The organism is Frateuria sp. (assembly GCF_035943815.1).
In the GTDB taxonomy this organism is placed as follows: Bacteria; Pseudomonadota; Gammaproteobacteria; order Xanthomonadales; family Rhodanobacteraceae; genus Frateuria_A.
The window spans coordinates 1-18,684 of record NZ_DASZBU010000008.1; the positions used below are offsets into that span (position 1 = coordinate 1).

Annotated in this window: 15 protein-coding genes; 3 read left to right on the top strand and 12 right to left on the bottom strand. The window is 67.6% G+C overall.

Features of this window, described 5'->3' with window-relative positions; genetic code table 11:
• Positions 1–140: 140 nt before the first annotated feature.
• The 3 genes from VGU65_RS04775 to lpxL all read right to left on the bottom strand — a co-directional run bounded on the left by VGU65_RS04775 (position 141) and on the right by lpxL (position 3,094).
• Complete coding sequence (locus VGU65_RS04775; protein WP_327473367.1) at positions 141–1,265, bottom strand: glycosyltransferase family 4 protein; 1,125 nt, start codon at positions 1,263–1,265, stop codon at positions 141–143.
• Positions 1,262–2,008: a polysaccharide deacetylase family protein gene (locus tag VGU65_RS04780; RefSeq protein WP_327473369.1), complete on the bottom strand. Its 747-nt coding sequence runs from the start codon at positions 2,006–2,008 to the stop codon at positions 1,262–1,264. Before VGU65_RS04780 ends, VGU65_RS04775 begins: the two co-directional genes overlap by 4 nt.
• 177 nt (positions 2,009–2,185) lie before the next feature.
• Positions 2,186–3,094 (bottom strand): LpxL/LpxP family Kdo(2)-lipid IV(A) lauroyl/palmitoleoyl acyltransferase, encoded by a 909-nt coding sequence (gene lpxL, locus VGU65_RS04785; protein ID WP_327473371.1) that lies wholly within the window; start codon positions 3,092–3,094, stop codon positions 2,186–2,188.
• 71 nt (positions 3,095–3,165) lie between these two features.
• Here lpxL and waaA point away from each other — a divergent pair, with 71 nt between their 5' ends.
• On the top strand, positions 3,166–4,467 hold the full coding sequence (gene waaA, locus VGU65_RS04790; RefSeq protein WP_327473373.1) for a lipid IV(A) 3-deoxy-D-manno-octulosonic acid transferase: 1,302 nt from the start codon (positions 3,166–3,168) through the stop codon (positions 4,465–4,467).
• 89 nt (positions 4,468–4,556) lie between these two features.
• Here the strand turns inward: waaA and VGU65_RS04795 are convergent, their stop codons facing one another.
• From VGU65_RS04795 to VGU65_RS04805, 3 genes are all read right to left on the bottom strand, one after another.
• Positions 4,557–5,897, bottom strand: a complete 1,341-nt coding sequence (locus VGU65_RS04795; RefSeq protein WP_327473375.1) for a TolC family outer membrane protein — start codon at positions 5,895–5,897, stop codon at positions 4,557–4,559.
• A gap of 33 nt (positions 5,898–5,930) precedes the next feature.
• Positions 5,931–6,590 (bottom strand): protein-L-isoaspartate O-methyltransferase family protein, encoded by a 660-nt coding sequence (locus VGU65_RS04800; RefSeq protein WP_327473377.1) that lies wholly within the window; start codon positions 6,588–6,590, stop codon positions 5,931–5,933.
• A 181-nt stretch (positions 6,591–6,771) separates the two neighbouring features.
• Positions 6,772–7,110: a hypothetical protein gene (locus VGU65_RS04805; RefSeq protein WP_327473379.1), complete on the bottom strand. Its 339-nt coding sequence runs from the start codon at positions 7,108–7,110 to the stop codon at positions 6,772–6,774.
• A gap of 93 nt (positions 7,111–7,203) precedes the next feature.
• Here VGU65_RS04805 and VGU65_RS04810 point away from each other — a divergent pair, with 93 nt between their 5' ends.
• Positions 7,204–7,854: a TetR/AcrR family transcriptional regulator gene (locus tag VGU65_RS04810; RefSeq protein WP_327473381.1), complete on the top strand. Its 651-nt coding sequence runs from the start codon at positions 7,204–7,206 to the stop codon at positions 7,852–7,854.
• An 89-nt stretch (positions 7,855–7,943) separates the two neighbouring features.
• The gene (locus VGU65_RS04815; RefSeq protein ID WP_327473383.1) at positions 7,944–8,573 is read left to right on the top strand and encodes a ferritin-like domain-containing protein; all 630 of its coding nucleotides are present in this window, start codon (positions 7,944–7,946) and stop codon (positions 8,571–8,573) included.
• Positions 8,574–8,789: 216 nt separating this feature from the next.
• Here the strand turns inward: VGU65_RS04815 and ppa are convergent, their stop codons facing one another.
• The 6 genes from ppa to VGU65_RS04845 form a co-directional block, all read right to left on the bottom strand.
• A complete protein-coding gene (gene ppa / locus VGU65_RS04820; protein WP_327473385.1) occupies positions 8,790–9,323 on the bottom strand; it encodes an inorganic diphosphatase in 534 nt (177 codons plus the stop codon).
• Positions 9,324–9,648: 325 nt separating this feature from the next.
• Positions 9,649–11,088 carry a MocR-like pyridoxine biosynthesis transcription factor PdxR gene (gene pdxR / locus VGU65_RS04825; protein WP_327473387.1) on the bottom strand — a complete coding sequence of 480 codons (1,440 nt, stop codon included), beginning with the start codon at positions 11,086–11,088 and terminating at the stop codon, positions 9,649–9,651.
• A gap of 172 nt (positions 11,089–11,260) precedes the next feature.
• Positions 11,261–14,374, bottom strand: a complete 3,114-nt coding sequence (locus VGU65_RS04830; RefSeq protein ID WP_327473389.1) for a TonB-dependent receptor — start codon at positions 14,372–14,374, stop codon at positions 11,261–11,263.
• Between the two features lie 166 nt (positions 14,375–14,540).
• Positions 14,541–15,230 (bottom strand): helix-turn-helix domain-containing protein, encoded by a 690-nt coding sequence (locus VGU65_RS04835; protein ID WP_327473391.1) that lies wholly within the window; start codon positions 15,228–15,230, stop codon positions 14,541–14,543.
• A 304-nt stretch (positions 15,231–15,534) separates the two neighbouring features.
• Positions 15,535–16,362, bottom strand: a complete 828-nt coding sequence (locus VGU65_RS04840) for a 2OG-Fe(II) oxygenase (protein ID WP_327473393.1) — start codon at positions 16,360–16,362, stop codon at positions 15,535–15,537.
• A gap of 40 nt (positions 16,363–16,402) precedes the next feature.
• Positions 16,403–18,517 carry a prolyl oligopeptidase family serine peptidase gene (locus VGU65_RS04845; RefSeq protein ID WP_414655795.1) on the bottom strand — a complete coding sequence of 705 codons (2,115 nt, stop codon included), beginning with the start codon at positions 18,515–18,517 and terminating at the stop codon, positions 16,403–16,405.
• Between the last annotated feature and the right edge of the window lie 167 nt (positions 18,518–18,684).

Sequence of the window (18,684 nt, forward strand, 5' to 3'; positions counted from 1 at the left end):
ACGAGCAGGGCTCGACCTCGGGGCGTAAGACGGGCATGTTTATGCAGGTTCATCCGGGGCTCCTGGTGTGCTGGTTGGGTCGCACCTCCAGAATCCCGGGATCGCCCCGGGTGAACAACCTACTGAGAGATCACAGCTAGCTAGCCGCGGCTCGCATCCGACCCGCGGGAGAAGGCCGAACGCCGCCGCGTCGCCTCGGCCAGCGAGTGGGCGAACTGCTCGGCGACCACCGCGGTGGAGAAGTTCCGCTGCACGAATTCCTGGGCCGCCGCACCCATCGGCAACCGCACCGCCGGATCGCAGAGCGCCAGGATCGCGTCGCGCCAGGCCGGCACGTCGCCTGGCGGCAGTAGCCAGCCGGTGATCCCGTCGAGCAAGGTTTCGGGCACGCCGCCGATGTTGCTGCCCAGCACCGGCAGGCCGGCGGCCTGTGCTTCCACCGACACGCGCCCGAAGGTTTCCGTGGCGATCGAGGGAAATGCCAGCATCGAGATCGCGCTGTAGAACGGGTGCACGTCGTGGTGCCAGCCGGCGAAATGGTGCCGGTGGCCCAGCGCCTGCGTCGCGGCCTGCGCGCGCAGCGCCGGCGCCTCCGGGCCATCGCCCAGCCACAGGCAGTGCAGGCGCGGCTCCCTTGCCATCGCTTCGCCGGCGGCCTCCATCAGGGTGAAGATGCCCTTGCCACCATGCATGCGGCCGAAGTAGCCCAGCACGATCGCGTCTTCCGGAATGGCCAGCGAGCGCAGGATCGAGCGCCGGCGCTCGGCGTCGGGCCGGCACGAGGCCATGTTGACCGGGTTGTGCAGCACCCGCACCAGCTGGCCGGGGATACCCTGGTCCAGGTAGGCCTGACGCGCATGCTGCGAGACGGCGTAGAAGCGCTGAGCCAGGCGTGGCAGCAGGTAGCCGGAAAAGCGCTTCATCGGCGGCGTGCGGTGGCGGAACAGCGCGACCGGGATCCCCAGCGCGCGGCCCACCAGCACCAGCGGCCAGTATTCCTTGCCGAAGTTGCCGACCAGCCAGTCCGGTCGCTGGCGCCGGATGGCGGCTAGCGTGGCCGCGTAGCCGCGCAGGTCGAACGCATTGCGGAAGTGGGCCGGATACAGGCGCGCGCCGGAGCCGGACAAGCCTTGGGCGACCGGCCCGTCGGGATAGACCACCGCATCCACGCTGTGCCCGGCTTCGACCATCGCCTGCGCCAGAGCGACGAAGTGAGTGGCTGCGCCGGTGGGCTCCGGGTTGGTACCAACGAACAGCAGCTTCATGCGCGCCGGTCTTCGTAGGCGGACAGCGTCTTCACGGCGAACTTCGCCAACACGTGGTGGCGCGCGACCTGGATGCGCGGCAGCCGCCACAGATCCATGCCGGCGAACGCCCGTCCGCGGTGGGTGGTGGTGGCGGCGTGGTAGCCGGCCTCGCGGGCCGCGGCGACGACGCGTTCGTCGGCATCGCCGTAGGGGTAGCAGAACTGCCGAACCGGTTGTCCCAGCAAGTCCTCCAGATCGTGCTTGCTGCCCTCGATCTCTTCACGCAGCTGCGCGTCGGTACACCGGGTCAGGTGTGGATGACTGCGGGTGTGCGCGCCGACCTCCATGCCCGCCTGCTGCCACTGGCGCAGCTGGACCGCCGTCATCGTCGGCTTGCGCACGCCCAGAAGCTCGGCATCCCAGGCGTTGTACCGGCCCAGCTGGCCGCTGACCGCGTAGCAGGTGGCGCTGAAACCGTGGTGTGCCAGCACGGGCAATGCCGCCTCGAGGTTGTCCAGGTAACCGTCGTCCAGGGTGATCACCGCGATGCGGCCCTGCTGCTCCCCGCGCAGGTAAGGCATTGCCGCCGTCATCGACAGGCCGGTGTAACCCAGCCGCCGCAGCAGCCACATCTGGCGGGCGAACGCGCCGGGGCTCACATACAGGCTGCGCCAACGCGGCAGCTTGCGCGGCGCGCGCGCGATGTTGTGGTACATGAGGATCGGCACAGCCGTCGCTCGTTGCATGGGGGCGGCAGTCATTCCGTACTCCGGGACGCGCGCCCGTCGCTTCGGGAAGCGCGCGTCCAGTCGGCGTGGCAGGCATGGGGACCTTTGCGCCCAGGCGAGCGGATGCGGCTGTTGAAGCGGCCGCTGCCGCAGCGACGAGGCGAGGGCGATATTGTACTTCGAAGACCCTGTCTATCGGCTTTCTGCGGGTCAGTAGACCTCGGGCTGTCCCGGCGGGCGGGTCTTGAAGCGCTTGTGAACCCACAGGTACTGCGCCGGAGCGGCGCGCACCATCTGTTCGATGCCTGCATTGACGCGCGCGGTGTCGGCCGCCACGTCGCCCTCCATCCGTAGCGGTGCGCCAAGGCGCATCACGTAGCCACCTTCGGGCAGGCGACGGTGGAAGAAGGGGATCACCTGCGCGTTGCCCATGCGGGCCAGATGGTGGGTGGCGGTGATGGTCGCCGCGGGTATGCCGAAGAAGGGCACGAACACGCTTTCCTTGCTGCGCATGTCCTGGTCCGGCGCGTACCAGAGCGTGCCGCCGCCGCGCAGGTATTTCACGGTGCCGCGGATGTCGTCCTTCTCGAACATCGCCGCCGCATAGCGCAGGCGCGCACGCAGCACAGCCCATTCGAACACCGGCGAATCCATGCGCCGATACATGCCGGCGATCGGGATACGCCGGGAGATCAGCCGCGCGCAGAGTTCCAGGTGCGAGAAATGCCCGCCCACCAGCAGCACGCCCTGGCCTTGCGCACGGGCCGCCTCCAGATGTTCCAGCCCTTCCACCTGCGCCGGTATGCGTGCGATGGCGCGGTCCGAACCCATCCAGCCCAGCGCGAATTCCACCAGCATCAGGCCGATGTCGGTCAAGTGCGCGCCGACCAGCGCGGCCTGCGCCTGTGCATCGAGCTCGGGAAAGCACAATGCGATGTTGGTCCTGGCGATGCGCCGGCGGCGCGAGGGTACGTGGCGGATCAGTGCGCCCAACGTCCTGCCCAGGGCAAGCAGCCAGGGATAGGGCAGGCGTGCGATCAGCCAGATCACGCCCACGCCCAGCCAGGCGGGCCAGTGGCGCGGAGCGAGCAGGGAGGAATCGAAGGAAGGGCGAGGCATGCCGGGCATCCGCACGATTGTACTTAGGATGCGGTTCGCCGAAGCCATCGTCCCGGACAAGAGCGACGCGCATGCCGCCTATAATTCCGGCATTCCTCCAGCCTGGCCTCCCATTGCGCTACCTCTACACCTTTGTGATGTACCTGGCCACGCCGCTGATCGTGCTGCGGCTGCTGATCCGTGGTGCGCGCTATGGCAACTACCACCGGCGCTGGCCCGAGCGCTTTGGCCTGTTCCCGCACTCCGGCCTCAGCGGCAGCCTGTGGGTGCATGCGGTATCGGTGGGCGAGGTCAACGCGGCCGAGCCGTTGGTCAAGGCGCTCCAGCGTAACTACCCGGACGCGCCCCTGGTGGTCACCACGGTGACTCCCACCGGTTCGGCGCGCGTGCACCAGCTCTTCGGCGACGGCGTCTTCCACGTCTACCTGCCCTACGACCTGCCGTTCGCCGTGCACCGCTTCCTCAAGCGAGTGCGGCCACGCCTGGCGTTGATCGTGGAAACGGAGATCTGGCCGAACCTGTATTTCGCCTGCCAGCGGCGCGGCATTCCGCTGATGATCGTCAACGCGAGGTTGTCCGAGCGCTCCATGCGCGGTTATCGCCCGCTGCGATCGCTGGTGCGCACGGCACTGCGCAGCGTCCGCCAGATCGCCGCGCAATCGCGCACCGACGCGGCCCGGTACCGCTTGCTTGGCGCCGAGCCCTCGCAGCTGGTGGTCAGCGGCAACCTGAAGTTCGACATGGTGCCCGACGGCGCGGTGGAGGCGGGCGCCGCGCTGCGTGGGCAATGGGGTACGCGCCGCCCGGTGTGGATGGCCGCCAGCACGCACGAGGGCGAGGAACTGGCGGTGCTGGAGGCGCATCTTGACGTGCTGCGGCGACTGCCCGATGCGCTGTTGCTGATCGCGCCGCGCCATCCGGAGCGCTTCAGGCTGGTCGAGAACTCGGCGCGCAGCCTCGGCTTCACCGTCGCCACGCGCAGCGCCGACCGCGTGCCCGGGGCGCAGCAGGTCTTCGTGATCGACGCCATGGGCGAGCTGATGCCGTTCTACGCCGCTGCCGACATCGCCTTCGTCGGCGGCAGTCTGGTGCCGATCGGCGGCCACAACGTGCTGGAGCCGGCGGCGCTGGCGCGGCCGGTGCTGGTCGGCCCGCACACCTTCAACTTCGAGGAGATCACCCTCACGCTGATCCGCGAGGGTGGCGCGCGCCGGGTACCGCACGCCGAGCAATTGGGCCTGGACGTGCTGGATCTGCTGCGCGACGCACGACTGCGCGAACGGATGGGACGAGACGCGCGGCGCGTGTTCGACAGCGAGCGCGGCGCGGTGGGGCGGGTGATGGAACTGGTCGACCGCGTATTGCTGGAGTAGCCGCCAGGTCCGCCTTGGCGGGAGATCTACCAGGACAGGCAGATCGGGCGCGGCGCCCTCCCGCAGTGGGAAGGCGCTGGCCGATGCCCTTATTGCAGCAGGGCGTTGACCGACTCGATGTCCTTCACGTCGATCGTGCCGGCGGCCAGCTTGAGCTGCAGCTGGTCCAGGATCAGTGCATGGCGGGACTGCGAGTAGCCGCTCTCGGCCTGGGTCAAGGTCTGGATCGCGTTGAGCACGTTGAGCATGGTCTGCGTTCCCACGTCGAATCCGGCGCGGGTGGCTTCCAGTGCCTTCTGGCCGGAGTCGACCGAGGCCTTGTTTGCCTGGACCTGGCTGATGCCGGCGATCACCGAGCGGTAGTAGTTGAGCGTGTCGCGGGTGACCTGCCGGCGCTGCGCTTCGAGCGAATCCTCGGCCGCATCGCGCTGGTAGATCGACTGGCGCACGCGCGACTGCGTCGCGAAGCCGGAGAAGATCGGCACGGTGAGGGTAAGTCCCACGGTGGTGCCGTAGCGGCCGTTGCGGTCGGCGAAGGCGCCCGGTGCGTTCTGCAGCCAGCTCGACGAGGTGCCGCGGCTGACCGAGGCGCTGATCGTCGGCAGGTGGCCGGCACGCGCGGCGTTCACGCTGTGCGATGCGGCTTCCACGTTGTACTGCTGGGCGATCACGTTCGGATTGCTCTTGAGCGCTTCCTGCACCCAGGAATTGGGATCGGCCGGATTGGGCGGCACCATCGGCAGGTCGTCGCGCAGGCGCTTGAGGTCGCCGACCGGCTTGCCGGTGATCTGCGCCAGCGCCTCGCGCGCATCGTTCAGCGTGTTCTGTGCCGCGACTGTCTGCGCCTTGGCCAGCTCATAGTAGGACTTGGCCTGGTAGACGTCGGTCACCGCGGACAGGCCCACGTTGAAGCGCTGCTGGGCCTGTTCGTAGGACTGCTTGAACGCATCCTCGTTGGCCTTGGCGTAGGTGAGCTCGTCCTGGCTGGTGAGGACGCCGAAGTAGGCCTGCGTGACACGCACGAACAGTTCCTGCAGGGCGGCGTTGTACTGCGCGTCCTGCGAACTGGCCTGCGACTCGGCCGCGTGCAGGTCGGCGATCTTGCTGAGATCGAGCACGGTCTGGCTCAGCTCCAGCGATTCGTCGCGGGAACGAAGATGCCCGGCGTTGACCGGGGCGCCGCTGCCCGTGGTGGCGATGGCGTTGCTGCCGCTGGACTGGGTGAGCGTGGCGCGGCCGGACAGTTGCGGCAACAGCGTGGCGCGGCTCTGCACCACGCCTTCGCCGACGGCAAGGCGCTGCGCCTCGGCTTGCGAGAGCACTGGGTCGTTGGCGCGCGCTTGGCGGTAGGCGTCCATCAGGTCCTCGCCATGGCCGGGCAGGGCGGTTGCCGATAAGGCCAGGGCCAGGGTCAGAAGCTTCAAGCGCATCGGGGTTGCCTCATGCAATCGATTTTGGGGATTTCAGAAAACGAAGCGGCGCGGCGGCTCGGCGCCGGCCAGGTAAGGCAGGTCGGTCTCGAACAGGTAGTCCTCGCGGTAGCCGCCGGCGCCCAGCTGGGTGAGTAGCACGGCCTGCTGCGCGGGCGACTCACCGCGGATAGCCAGCAGCCGCCCACCCGGCTTGAGCCAGCCGAGGAAGCGCTGGGGGATCTGCCACACCGCGCCGGTGACCACGACGGCATCGAATTTTTCCTGCGGCTGCCAATCATGGACGGCGTCGGCAGTGAGCACGCTGGCGTTGGCGATGCCGGCCGCGGCCAGCCGCGACTGCGCCGCCGCCGCGAGGTCGGCATGCACTTCCACGCTGGTCACGTGCGCGCACAGGGTGGCCATGCACGCGGTAAGAAAGCCCGAACCGGCACCGATCTCCAGCACGCGCTCGGCCGGCTGCAGGTTCAGCGCCTGCAACACGCGGCCTTCGATCACCGGCTTCATCATCACCTGGCCGTGGCCGATCGGCAGGGATGCGTCGGCGAACGCCAGCCGGCGGTGCTCGGGCGCCACGAAATCCTCGCGGCGCACCTGCGCCAGCGCGTCGAGCACGCGTGCGTCGAGCACATCCCAGGGGCGCACCTGGTTTTCGACCATGTTCTGCCGTGCCTGTTCGAAATTCATCGCCATGCTCAAACGTCCGCAAGAATCAAAAAAGATCAAAAGGATAAGCGTTCGGAGGCCGCCGCGACAGTGCGTTTAGCCTGCGGCCTCCACGCTGGTGCCCGAAGTGCCGGAAGTCACCGCGCGGGATTGACGGAAGTCATGGACGGCGCAGTGTCCGCGGACATCATGCCGCTAAGGCCCAAGTTCAGGCGCTGCGGCTCCGCGGTTCTGCCGCGGCTGCTGCCGACCGCGCCGCGGCCGGCAGCAGCGCGCGCGCCGTCTGGACGGCGCGGTGCAGCGCCACGTCCAGCCTGCGGATGCGGCCGTCCAGGTCGAACCTGCGCTGCTCCGCCGCCAGGCACAGCCAGGCCAGCCAGCGCGCGAAGCGGTGGCGCTCGACCGGGTCGAGCGGGGCCAGCGCCGCGCGCACCCGCACGGCATGCAGGCGTGCGACGGCATGGCCCTGTTCCAGCCACGTGCCCAGTACCCGCTGGGCATGGCGGTACACTGGGCTCAAGGACAGCTGTGGAACGGTCGAAGGCATGATGGTTTCCAACGGAATTGGAAATAAGTGAACCAATCCGTATAATAAATTTCTTGTTCTTTCTTGTGAAGCCGTTCCGCTCAAGGTGTCGCCATGAATTGTCCCGCCCACGCCAAGACTCCCGGCCCCGGTCGCCCCAAGGACATGGAGAAGCGCGCGGCCATCCTGGAGGCTGCCAAGGGACTGTTCATCCGCAACGCCTTCGCCGGCACCAGCATGGACGCCGTGGCGGCCGAGGCGGGTGTTTCCAAGCTCACCGTCTACAGCCATTTCGGCGACAAGGACAACCTGTTCCGGGAGGTCATTCGCGCCCGTGTGCAGGACCTGCTCCCCGAGGAGACCTACCACTTCGAACCGCGTGAGGACATCGCCGATACCCTCATGCGGGTGGCCCTCACCCATGCCCGGCTCGATTGCAACGCCGAGACCGTCGGCACCTTCCGCGCGATCCTCTCCGACTGCCGCCAGGGCAACCCCCGCTACGGCCGGCTGATGTGGGAAGAGGGCGCCACGCGCACGCATGGGTTGATGGAACGCCTGCTGCAGCAGGCGGTTGACGCCGGCAAGCTGCAGATCGATGACGTTCCGCGCGCCAGCGTGCAGTTCCTTGCGCTGATCAAGGGCAATCTGATGATGCGGCAGATGTTCGGCTGCTGCGAATGCCCGGAAAGCTACGCCGCCGAAATCGAGGCCACCGCCCGCGCCGGCGTCAAGATGTTCTTGCGCGCCTACCTGCCGCGCTGACGCGCTCGCTAGCCGCCGACCCCGCTTCACCGTCGTTTCGCGTCGCCTCCCCTAGCCTGCCGCGGTTTTCCACTTGCCGAGGGGCAGCCATGGCCAGCAAGCCTTTCCTGACCGACATCGAAGCCATCCGCAAGCGCGCCCGCGAGCACATCGACCGGGGCGCGATCACCGCCGGCTACAGCGCCGACCGCGAAACCGTGATCAAGCTGCTCAACGAGGCGCTGGCCACCGAGATCGTCTGCGTGCTGCGCTACAAGTACCACTACTACATGGCCTCGGGGATCAACTCGCAGGCGGTCAAGGCCGAGTTCCTGGAACACGCGCAGCAGGAACAGGAGCACGCCGACCGCATCGCCGAGCGCATCGTGCAACTGGACGGCAAGCCCAACCTCAATCCCGACGGGCTGGTCAGTCGCGCCCATGCCGACTACGCCGAGGGCGTGGACCTGGCGGACATGATCAAGGAGGACCTGGTCGCCGAGCGAATCGCCATCGACACCTACCGCGCCATCGTCGAATACATCGGTGCCGACGACTCGACCACGCGCCGCGTCATGGAAGAGGTACTGGCGCAGGAGGAAGAGCACGCCGAGGACATGGCGACCCTGCTCGAACAGCTCGGCAAGAAGGGCGAGCCGGCCCGCCCGGCGCAGGCGGAACGCACGGCCAGCACTACCGAGCGGCCTGGCTCCAACCCCGGATCGGGTTGGCAGCACTGATCGCTACCAGCCGGCGAGCACCAGCTTGCCGATGCTGCTGCTGCCTCGATGCGTCGGTGCACCTCGCGCAGGTGCATGGCGTCGATCGGCGCAACGTCTTGCGGGAGATGCGTGCGGCATGTAGGCGGCCGCGGCGGAGACGGCCATCGCGCGCCTGAGCGCAAAAAAAAACGCGCCGCCATCGCTGGCGACGCGCCTTCGCAGCCGGGCTTTCGCTTACTTGGTGGCCTTGTAGCGCTCGACGCCCGCGCGGATCTCGGCCTTCGCCTCCTCGGCGCCGACCCAGCCTTCGACCTTCACCCACTTGCCCTTCTCCAAGTCCTTGTAGTGCTCGAAGAAATGGCCGATGCGCTCGAGCCAGTGAGGCGAGACGCCCTTGATGTCGGTGATGTGGGCATAGCCGGGGAAGATCTTCGGCGCCGGGATCACGATCAGCTTCTCGTCGCTGCCGGCCTCGTCGCTCATCTTGAGCATGCCGACCGGGATGCAGCGGATCACCGAGGCCGGAATCAGCGGCAGCGGCAGGATCACCAGCGCGTCCAGCGGATCGCCGTCGCCGCCCAGCGTGCCAGGCACGTAGCCGTAGTTGCACGGATAGCGCATCGGCGTGGAAAGGATGCGGTCGACGAAGATCGCGTCGCTCTCCTTGTCCACCTCGTACTTGACCGGCTCGGCGTCCTTGGGAATTTCGATGACGACGTTGATTTCGTCCGGCACGTTGCGGCCGGCGGAAACGTGATGCAGACCCATGGGAATCCTTCGGGGGGAACGAAAAAAGCGAGGCGCGAAAGGATACGGCAAACGCTGCTGCAATGCAGCGAACGCCCGGCCGCTGTTTAGCGGGCGTAGGGTGGAATCGGCAGGAGGCCTCCCACGAATACGCCCGCCGTCGACGGCGGGCGAGGGAAGGAAAGAAAGGTTCGCCTGCAGCCTGGGGAAACCGACAGGCGAACCCGGGGACGCCGGCGGGAAAGGCGGGGCGTCGAGCAAAGCCTAGTGACAGGGCCTGCCGCCTTACAGGGCCAATTCCCGCGCGCGCGGCCAGGCCAATGTACGGCGCATGGGCAAACAGGAATCAGCGGCCGGACGGGACGGCGTCCAGGCACTCGCCGAACAGTTGCATCGCCTCGCGCAGTTCGGCGACCGACAGGCCGCAATAACCCAGCAGCAGCCCCGGCCGCTGGGGTGGCGAAACGTAGTGCGGCGCCATCGGATGCAGGCCGAGCCCGCGTCCGTGCGCATGCGCGATCAACGCCTCGGCACCCGCCTGGTCGTAGCCGTTGAGCCAGGCCACCACATGCATGCCGGCCGGCGAATGCACGATCTGCACGCGCTCGCCCGCGTGGCGATGCAGCCCCGCGATCAAGGCCTCGCGGCGGGCCTGCAGTTCCTTGCGCGCGTGGCGCAGGTGGCGTTCGAAACCGCCGCTTTCCATGAAGTGCGCGAGCGCGGCCTGCTCGATGCCGGGCGAGGACATGTCGCTCAGGTACTTGGCGGTGTTGAAGTCCTTGCGCAGCGCCCTGGGCAGGACCAGGTAACCCAGGCGCAGCGCGCCGAACAGGCTCTTGGAGAAGGTGCCCGCGTAGATCACGCGATCCCCCTCGTCGAGCGATCGCAGAGCGGCCAGGGGGCGGCCGTCGTAGCGGAACTCGCCGTCGTAGTCGTCCTCGATGATCCAGCAGCGCTTCTGCGCGGCGTAGCGCAGCAGTTCCAGCCGGCGCGGCAGCGACATCACGGCGCCGGTTGGAAACTGGTGCGACGGGGTCACGCTGATCAGCTTCGGCGCGGCCTGCGGCAACTCGGCGCAGACCAGGCCGTCGTCGTCGGTACTGACCGGGTGAAGGATGGCGCCATGCGCGAGCAGGGCGTGGTAGGCGCCGAAGTAGTGCGGCTCCTCCAGCACCACCGTATCGCCCTCGTCGAGCAGCACGCGCGCGCACAGCGCATAGGCCTGCTGTGTGCCGGAGACGATCAGCACGTCGTCCGGTTGCGCCGGCAGGCCCCGCCGCCGCGCGAGGTAGTCGCAGATCTGCTGGCGCAGCGCCGGCAGGCCCCACGAGCTGGCGACCCCGAGCGAGGAGTAGGCGGCCGCCCGCGCCAATTCGCGTCCCCACGCGGCATTCAGCGCCGGATTGGTCACCGGGTCGCCGTAGATCAGGTTGTAGCGCAGGCCGCGGTGCATGCCGCCGATGCCACGGTGTGGCAATTGCCGGGCCCGCGTCGCGTAGCGCGACGCGGGCGCCATGGCCGCAGCTTCGGCGCTGCGCAGCGTGGGCGAGATCTGCAGGTTTGATACGTAGCTGCCCGAGCCCACGCGGCCGTTGATGAAGCCTTCGGCGCGAAGTTGTTCGTAGGCGGCCAGCACGGTGGTGCGCGAGAGTTCCAGCTGATGCGCCAGTTCGCGGGTGGGCGGCAGGCGTACGCCGGCGGCCATGCGGCCGTCGAGGATCGCGCCCTTCAGGGCGCGGGTCAGTTGCGCGTAGTGGGGGCCGTTGCCGTCGAGATCGAGAAACATGTCCGTGGCGCTCGGATCGGTCGTTAGCAGGATGCCGGGGCCGCCTGGCACCTGGGCCCGGGGCGATGGTAGCGCGCCGCCACCGGCATCAGGCGACTGAAACAAGCCACCGACCCGCAGGTCGGTGGCTCGGGTGGGCGACAGGATCGACCCAGGCTCGGTAGTGGCGGCCTCAGTAATCGTAGGTCACCGACAGCCGCACCGTGCGCGGCGGCTCCCAGAAGATGCCCTGGTCGTAGCTGTTGTTGACGGAGACGACGTTGGTGGCGCTGTCGTACGCGCTCTCGCCGACGGGCTGAGTCTGGATGGCCTTCTGCTGGTTGAACGCATTGAGCACATCGAGGTTGAGGCCCAGCTTGTGTTCGGCGAATGCGGGCGTGTAGTGCACGCCGAGATTGACCTGCTCGGTCCACGGCGTATGGCCGATCGAGCCGGGCGGAATGCGCACCCCATGACACCAGTGGTAGTTGCCGCTGCCGCCGTTGTTGTAGCCGGTCGGATCGCCGATGCCGTCCGGGCCGTAATAGCCAAGGCACTCCTTCGGCGTGCCGGACTGGGCCAGCAGCGTGGCCGATACCAGCCACTCCGGGGTGATCTGGTAGGCGCCCCGGAAGCGGAGCTGGTGCTTGCGGATGTTGCTCAGCTCGCCGTACTGGCCGTCCATGAGCTGCCAGGAATCCCAGTCTTCGGTCTTGGAGACGTCGGCCTGGCCGAAGTCCGAGCGCACCTGGCCCTCGGTGTTGCCGAAGCCGCGGTTGAAGGTGTAGTCCACGCGCCCGAACCACCGGCCGTCGAACGAATGCTCCAGGTACAGGTTCAGCGAGCCGATCTTGCGTATCGCGCCGTGGGTGAATCCCCAGTCCTGTTGGGTCATCGGCACGATCTGCTGCTTGGTGCCATCGTCGGAGACGACCAGCATGTCGTTGGTCAGGCCTGGATTGATCAGGCGGCACTGGGCGGGTCCGTAGATCGAGTTGTAGTAGCCCGAATTGGGATCGCCCGCGTCCGTCGTGGTGATCAGCCCCATCCGCTGCATCTTCGCCTCGATCTGGCCCGGCGAGCACTCGTCGTCGATGGCCGTCTTGAGGTCGCGCCACATCGCCTTGGCGCCATAGACCCAGCTGTCGCCGAGCTTCTTGTCGAAGCCGACGATGAATTCGTCCACGTATTCCGGCTTCAAATTGCGCGCAGTGACCTGCTTGGGATCCTTGGGCAGGCCGAATTCGCCGTCCGGCGAGACGGGAGCGCCGATCTGGGTCAGGCCGGTGGGAATGCCGGTGGTCGGATCGATGCCGGTGTAGTTGTACTTGGTGATGATGAAGGTCGAACGGTTCGCCGCGCGTTCGGCCGCGTTGTCGGGCAGCGCAAGGTAGTAGCGGCCCGCGTTGCCGTAGAGCTTGAACGAGGAATCGCCGAACACGTCCCAGCTCACGCCGATGCGCGGCTCCCACTGGTTCTTCTCGTCGACGAAGGCCTGGCCGACGTCGTTGTAGTTGGTGAAGTGGTCGTTGCGCACGCCCAGATTCAGCAGCAGGTTCGGCGTGACCTGCCAGGCGTCCTGCAGGTAATAGGCTTTCTGCGTCATCGTCATGCTGGTCGCCCAGCCGATCTCGCGCTTGCGCACGATGTCGCCCGGGTAGTAGCGCCAGTAGTAGTTGATCGACGGGTTGAACGGGTTCTGCTGGTCCGGCCCCTGGTGATGAGCCGCATAGCTCATGTTGTCGATACCGGCCGAAAGGTCGTGGTCGCCCAGCTTGTAGTCCAGGTCCACGCGCAGGCCGTGGGTGCCGTTGGTGGCCTTGGGCGAGGTCCAATTGATGTTCGTCTGACTGTTGACGATGCCGTTGGAGCCGGTGCCGGGCGGCAGCAGGGCAGGGTCCTGGTTGTCCGCGCGGGCAATGAAGGGCAGCGGGCTGGTGTTGCTGTAGTCCACCGGATCCTGGAAGCGTGCCTTGCCGTACAGGATACTCAGCGTTGCGTTGTCGGTGATGTAGCTGGTGAAGTGGCCGACATAAAACTGGGCGTCGTCGCGGGTCACGTCGTTGTTGGTGACGAACGGACCCGACCTCAGCGTATCGGTGTCGAACGAATAGCTCGATCCGGCGCCCAGGCTCGAGTTGTTCTTGAGCGCGGTCAACTCGAGGACGTTGCTGTCGGTGATGTTCCAGTCCAGCTTGCCGTAGAACTTGGTGTCCTTGTCCCGGTTGTATTGCACGAGCTGGTTAGCCGCGAACTCCACGTTGGTGGAATGCGTCCTGGTCGTCTCGCCCGCCAGGAACAGGAAGAGCTTGTCCTTGATCAGCGGACCGCCGACGTAGGCCGAGTAAATGGTCTCCCACTGCTTGTTGTCGGCGCGATACTGGTTCAGCGTGCCGGGCTTGTTCGGGTTTTCCAGCTGGTAGGTGACCGGGCCGATCGGCGCGGGAATCGCCGGATGGCCGTAATAGTTATTGACCGGGCTGCCCTCGAGAAAGCGCGGCTGCCAGACTACCTGGCCGCCGAAATGCCACTCGTTGGTGCCACGCTTGCCCAACTGGTTGATCACTCCGCCGTCGGAGCGGCCGTACTTGGCGCTGTAGCCGCCGGTGAGCGTTTCCTGCTGGTCGATCGCGCCGTAGGGCAACTGGAAGCCGCCCAAGTTCTTGTACGGCTCGCCGGTGCTGTAGCCATTGACGTAGTAGGCGTTTTCCGTGACGGACGAACCGCCGAACGAGACAAGAGTGTGGTTGCCCGGGCCCATGAAGAAGCTGCTGCCTGCCACGGTGCCCGGCGCCAGCAGTGCGATGGATTCGGCATCGCGCACCACCGGCAGCTTCTGCAGGTCGGCAGCGGTGATGATGGTGCTGGAGTTGACGCTGGATACGTCGATTGCCGGCAACGCGCTGGCCACCACCTGCACGGCGCCGAGGGTCTGGGCGTTGGCGGCATTCGCAAAGGAGGCCTCAACGCCGGTGGCGACGCTCACGGCGATGCCCTCGCGCGTGGCGATCGTCTGTCCACCGCTGCGCAGGGTCAAGGTGTAGGTGCCGACCGGCAGGGACGCGATGGTGTAATGGCCCTGTGGATCCACGGCCACCTCGCGGGTTAGCCCCGTGCTGCTCCTGGCCATTACTGTTTCACCGGCCGCCGCCGGCGCCGAGCCGAAGATGCTGCCGGTGGTGGACTGCGCATGGAGCGCGTTCATGCCGCCCAGGCCGTACAGCCCCAGTGCGGCCGCGACGGCCAGGCTCAGCGTCCCTGGGCCGCGGTGGCGACGATCACTTGCAACGTGCTTGGTGCTGTTCATGCAACTCCCCTATCGGTCGAATGTGGAATGGAATCCGCTGCAGCGGATCCGTGGACCGCTTCGAGCGCGGCCATGTAGTGACGCATCGGTGCTTCGCCCGGCGCTGCCGGCGAGGTGGAAGCGGCCGCCCCCGGATGCCTGCTGTGCGGCCATTGGCGTGGGCAGGTCACGAGATCAGCGCGCGGCGGTGGTCGCGCAGAAAATTGCCGAGCGTGGCGTGAAAGGCGATCAGGCGCTCGGCATGCCCTGGCTCGCCTGCGCGTCCCAGTAACTCGTAGAGCTCGGAAAGCACTTCCGCGCGCTGCGGCGAATCCAGCGATCCGCCGGCCAATCGGATGTAGGACTGCAGCAGGCGCAAGGCGGCGGCGAGCTGATCCGGCTCGATCGCCCAGGGGCGGCACCGGGAGGGGTCCCGGTCCCCGGCGAATCGGGAGGGAAAGCGGGCTTCGGCCGCGGCCTCGTCGGTGTGCGGACCTGCCTTCATCGTCCCCTCGCCGGTGACCAGCCACGGCAGCGAAATGTCCAGCGCCTCGGCGAGCGCGACACAGCGTCCGCGCGACATGTCGCTGTGGCCGTCGCGCCAGTTGCGCACCGTGCTCTCGGAAACCCCGCAGCATCGTGCGAGCGCATGGGTGCTCCCGACGCGGTCGATCAGCAGACGAATGCGGGCGGTAAAGTTCTGCGCAGCCGCCTGCGCCGGCAGGAGTGGAGCGGCCGGCGCGGGCGTGGCTTTCCCGGCCGGGTTCGCTCCGGCGATGGCGGTGGTCGGGAACGGCGCCGGCGCGGGCTGGGGCGGCAGGCCGTTCGCCGCGGCCGCCCTGGCTTCGTCGCACAGCGATGCGGAAGAAGCGGACACGAGGTTCACTCCGTGGGTTGTCGGAAGGCTCGCGCGGGAGTGGGGACCCGCCCTCGAACGGACGTCGGCGTTAACGGGTCGATGGGCTGGCCATCAACTTTTCGTTATGGACGTCTGGCGGCAAAGATCGCCCGGGCCGAGGCGCGCGGTACATAACCAATTTGCGCGGATCGAATGAGGCCAATGGTCAATGCCCAACGGCCATGCCGGTAGGGCCGCTGGCGTCGGCCAAGCAGTGGCAATGGAGAACCTGCCGCCGGTACGGCCTTTGCCTGGTAAGCGATTGGGCCGTTGAGGTGCAGCGTCAGCGCAACGGCCGTTCGCGCAACCATTTGGTGGCGATCCATTTCTCGCCGCGGATCACCGGCAGGCCGGCGTGCAGCGAACTGGTGTCGCCGCCTTCGTAGGCAAAATAGACGGCCGAACCGGCAAGCGCCGTCACCGTCAGGCCGACGTTGGGAAAGGCCGTGCCACCGCCTTCCTCGGGCGTGTTCAGGTACATCACCACGCTGGCGATGCGCTGGCCGCCGCGGGCGGTCACCGCCGTGAAACCCGGCTGCGCGGGATCGAACCAGTCGTAGTGCGGCTCGTACTCCTGGCCGGGCTGGTAGTTGAGCACCTGCAGGCCTTCGCCGTGTTCGACCGGCAAGCCCAGCAGGCGGGACAGCCGCTGCTCGATCCGCGCCACCAGCGGGAGCTCGCCCAGCTTGAAGAACATGCCGCGGCTGGTGCGCCGCTCGTCGATCTGGTGCTTGCCGTCCTCGGCCACGGTGAGCGCGCGGTCCAGCCGCGGACGCGCCGCCTCGATCAGGCCGGCGCACTCCTGTGCGTCGAGCAGGCCATCGAGCACGCGCACGACGGGCGCCTCGAGGGCGGCGCTCACGCGTACTTCGCGCCCATCGACGATCAACCGCGGCGCGGCCGGCGGCTGCGTACGGCGGCCGGGCGGCACGGTGGCGTTGATCGAACTGAGCGGGATCTTCAGCACTTCGGCGACCGCGCTGCGGCATTGCGCCGGCGGGTAGCCGGCTTCCTTGAGCATCCCGAGCACCGCCGGCACGCCGTGGCCCGCGCGTGCAGTGGCCAGGATCCATTCGCGCAACTGCGGGTTGATGCCGCCGGAGGTCGTCATTCGGAGCGTGCGTGCCGGGGCGGCGAGGTCGCCGAGGCGCTCATTTTACGTGCTCCCACAGCCAGGTGTACTCGAGCGCGTGCATGAAGGCCGACTGCTTGTTGTCCGCCGCGCCGCCATGGCCGCCTTCGATGTTCTCGTAGAAATCCGCCGGATCGCCCATCGCCTGCATCTTCGCGGCCATCTTGCGCGCGTGTGCCGGGCCCACGCGGTCATCGCGGGTGGATGTGGTGAACAGCACCGGCGGGTAGCGCATGGCGGGCTGCACGTTCTGATAGGGCGAGAACGTCCTTATCCAGGCCCACTCGGCCGGCTTGTCCGGGTCGCCGTACTCGGCCATCCAGGAGGCGCCGGCCGACAGGTGCGTATAGCGCTTCATGTCCAGGAGCGCGACCTGGCTGACGATGGCCCCGTAGAGTTGCGGGTAGAGCGTGAGCATGTTGCCCATCAGCAGGCCGCCGTTGCTGCCGCCCATCGCTGCCAGGTGCGCAGGCGAGGTGACCTTGCGCCTGATCAGGTCCTGCGACACCGCGGCGAAGTCCTCATAGGCGCGCAGGCGGTTGGCCTTGAGCGCGGCCTGGTGCCAGCGCGGACCGTATTCGCCGCCGCCGCGGATGTTGGCGATCACGTAGACGCCGCCGTGTTCCAGCCAGGCGCGGCCGATGCTGCCGCTGTAGCTGGGCTGCAGCGAGACCTCGAAGCCGCCGTAGCCGTACTGCAGGGTCGGGTTGCTGCCGTCCAGTTTTAGGTGCTTGGGAGCGATCTCGAAATAGGGCACGCGGGTGCCGTCCTTCGAATGCACGAAATGCTGGCTGACCTGGTGTCGGGAGGCATCGAAGAAGCTCGGGCTGTGCTTGATCGCCTGCGCGTCGCCCTGGCCCAGGGTGCCGTAGTAGAGCGTGGTCGGCTGCAGGAAACCGGTGACGGTGAGGAAGTAATCGTCGCCCGCATCGGCGTCGATGCCGCCGGCGTCGATCGCCGAGAGCCTCGGCGCGCCGCCCAGTGGCTCGCGCTTCCAGGCGCCAGGTCCGGGCGTGAGTACCTCGAGCTTGTTCACCACGTCGTCCATCACGTTGAGGATCAGGTGATGACGGGTCCAGGAATAGCCGTCGAGCGCCGTGGTGTCGGTCGGCTCGAACAGCACCGTGATGTCGCGCCTGCCGGCCATGAAGTCGTCGAAGCGCGTGGCCAGCAGCGAGCCGGCCTTGTAGGTCTTGCCGGCGACATGCCAGTCGCTGCGCGGTTCGATCAGCAGCCATTCGCGCTCGACGCCGGTCTCGGCGTCGGTGGGCACGTCGATGCGGGTGAGCTTGCCGTCCTCGCCGAGCAGGTAGCTTTCGCTGTCGTAGAAGGCCAGCGCCCGCTGCACGAAGCTGCGTTCGTAGCCGGGCGTGAGATCGCGGAACGCGCTGATGGCCAGGTCGTCGGACTTGCCCTCGTAGATCGTCTGCGCGGAGGCCAGCGGCGTGCCGCGGGTCCAGCGCTTGGCGATGCGCGGATAGCTCGACTCGGTCATCGAGCCGGGGCCGAAATCGGTGCCCACGAAGATGTGGTCCCGGTCGATCCACGCTACCTGGCTCTTGGCCTCGGGCAGCGCGAAGCCGTCCTTGACGAAGGCCTTGTCGGCCAGGTCGAACTCGCGCACCACGTCGGCATCGGCGCCGCCGCGCGAGAGCGAGACGAGGCAGCGGCGATACTCGGGCTTCAGGCACTGCGCGCCGTGCCAGACCCAGTTCTCGTGTTCGGCAGCGGCCAGCGCGTCCAGGTCGAGCACGGGCTCCCATGCCGGCTGGGGCCTGCGGTACTCCTCGAGCGTGGTGCGACGCCACAGGCCTTTGGGGTGCGCCTTGTCGCGCCAGAAGTTGTAGTAGTGGTCGCCCAGCTTCTCGACGAAGGGGATGCGCGCATCGGAATCGAGCACCTCGAGCAGACGTGCGTCGAGCCGTCTGAAGGCGGGCGATTGCCCATAGCGTGCGACCGTGGCGGCGTCCTGCTGCTTGACCCAGTCCATCGCGCGGTTGCCGTCGATGTCTTCGAGCCAGAGGTAGGCGTCGTCATTGGCCTGTGCGCCGGCCGGAGCGGGATTGTGTGCGTGTGTCATGCCTGCCAAGGTGAGGCCCAGCGCGAGTGCGAGCCAGCGTGCGGTGCGGGTCATGTCGGTTTCCCCCCGTGGAACGCGCGAGTGTGGAAGGTGGCGAGGTGCAGTGCCTGTGAGGAAAGTCACCTGGACCATGCTTCCTTCCGCACCCAGGGAGTGGCACCGGAGCTTGCGCGGCCGCTGCCATGCGCCTGACAAAAACGAAGGCCCGCGAGGGGCCTTCG

Coding starts and splice junctions, on each gene's coding strand:
- VGU65_RS04795 (WP_327473375.1), bottom strand. CDS start 5,897: ATGCGCTTGAAGCTTCTGACCCTGGCCCTGGCCTTATCGGCAACCGCC.
- VGU65_RS04775 (WP_327473367.1), bottom strand. CDS start 1,265: ATGAAGCTGCTGTTCGTTGGTACCAACCCGGAGCCCACCGGCGCAGCC.
- VGU65_RS04845 (WP_414655795.1), bottom strand. CDS start 18,517: ATGACCCGCACCGCACGCTGGCTCGCACTCGCGCTGGGCCTCACCTTG.
- VGU65_RS04830 (WP_327473389.1), bottom strand. CDS start 14,374: ATGAACAGCACCAAGCACGTTGCAAGTGATCGTCGCCACCGCGGCCCA.
- VGU65_RS04800 (WP_327473377.1), bottom strand. CDS start 6,590: ATGGCGATGAATTTCGAACAGGCACGGCAGAACATGGTCGAAAACCAG.
- VGU65_RS04840 (WP_327473393.1), bottom strand. CDS start 16,362: ATGACGACCTCCGGCGGCATCAACCCGCAGTTGCGCGAATGGATCCTG.
- ppa (WP_327473385.1), bottom strand. CDS start 9,323: ATGGGTCTGCATCACGTTTCCGCCGGCCGCAACGTGCCGGACGAAATC.
- VGU65_RS04805 (WP_327473379.1), bottom strand. CDS start 7,110: ATGCCTTCGACCGTTCCACAGCTGTCCTTGAGCCCAGTGTACCGCCAT.
- VGU65_RS04815 (WP_327473383.1), top strand. CDS start 7,944: ATGGCCAGCAAGCCTTTCCTGACCGACATCGAAGCCATCCGCAAGCGC.
- VGU65_RS04810 (WP_327473381.1), top strand. CDS start 7,204: ATGAATTGTCCCGCCCACGCCAAGACTCCCGGCCCCGGTCGCCCCAAG.
- VGU65_RS04780 (WP_327473369.1), bottom strand. CDS start 2,008: ATGACTGCCGCCCCCATGCAACGAGCGACGGCTGTGCCGATCCTCATG.
- lpxL (WP_327473371.1), bottom strand. CDS start 3,094: ATGCCTCGCCCTTCCTTCGATTCCTCCCTGCTCGCTCCGCGCCACTGG.
- waaA (WP_327473373.1), top strand. CDS start 3,166: ATGCCGCCTATAATTCCGGCATTCCTCCAGCCTGGCCTCCCATTGCGC.
- pdxR (WP_327473387.1), bottom strand. CDS start 11,088: ATGTTTCTCGATCTCGACGGCAACGGCCCCCACTACGCGCAACTGACC.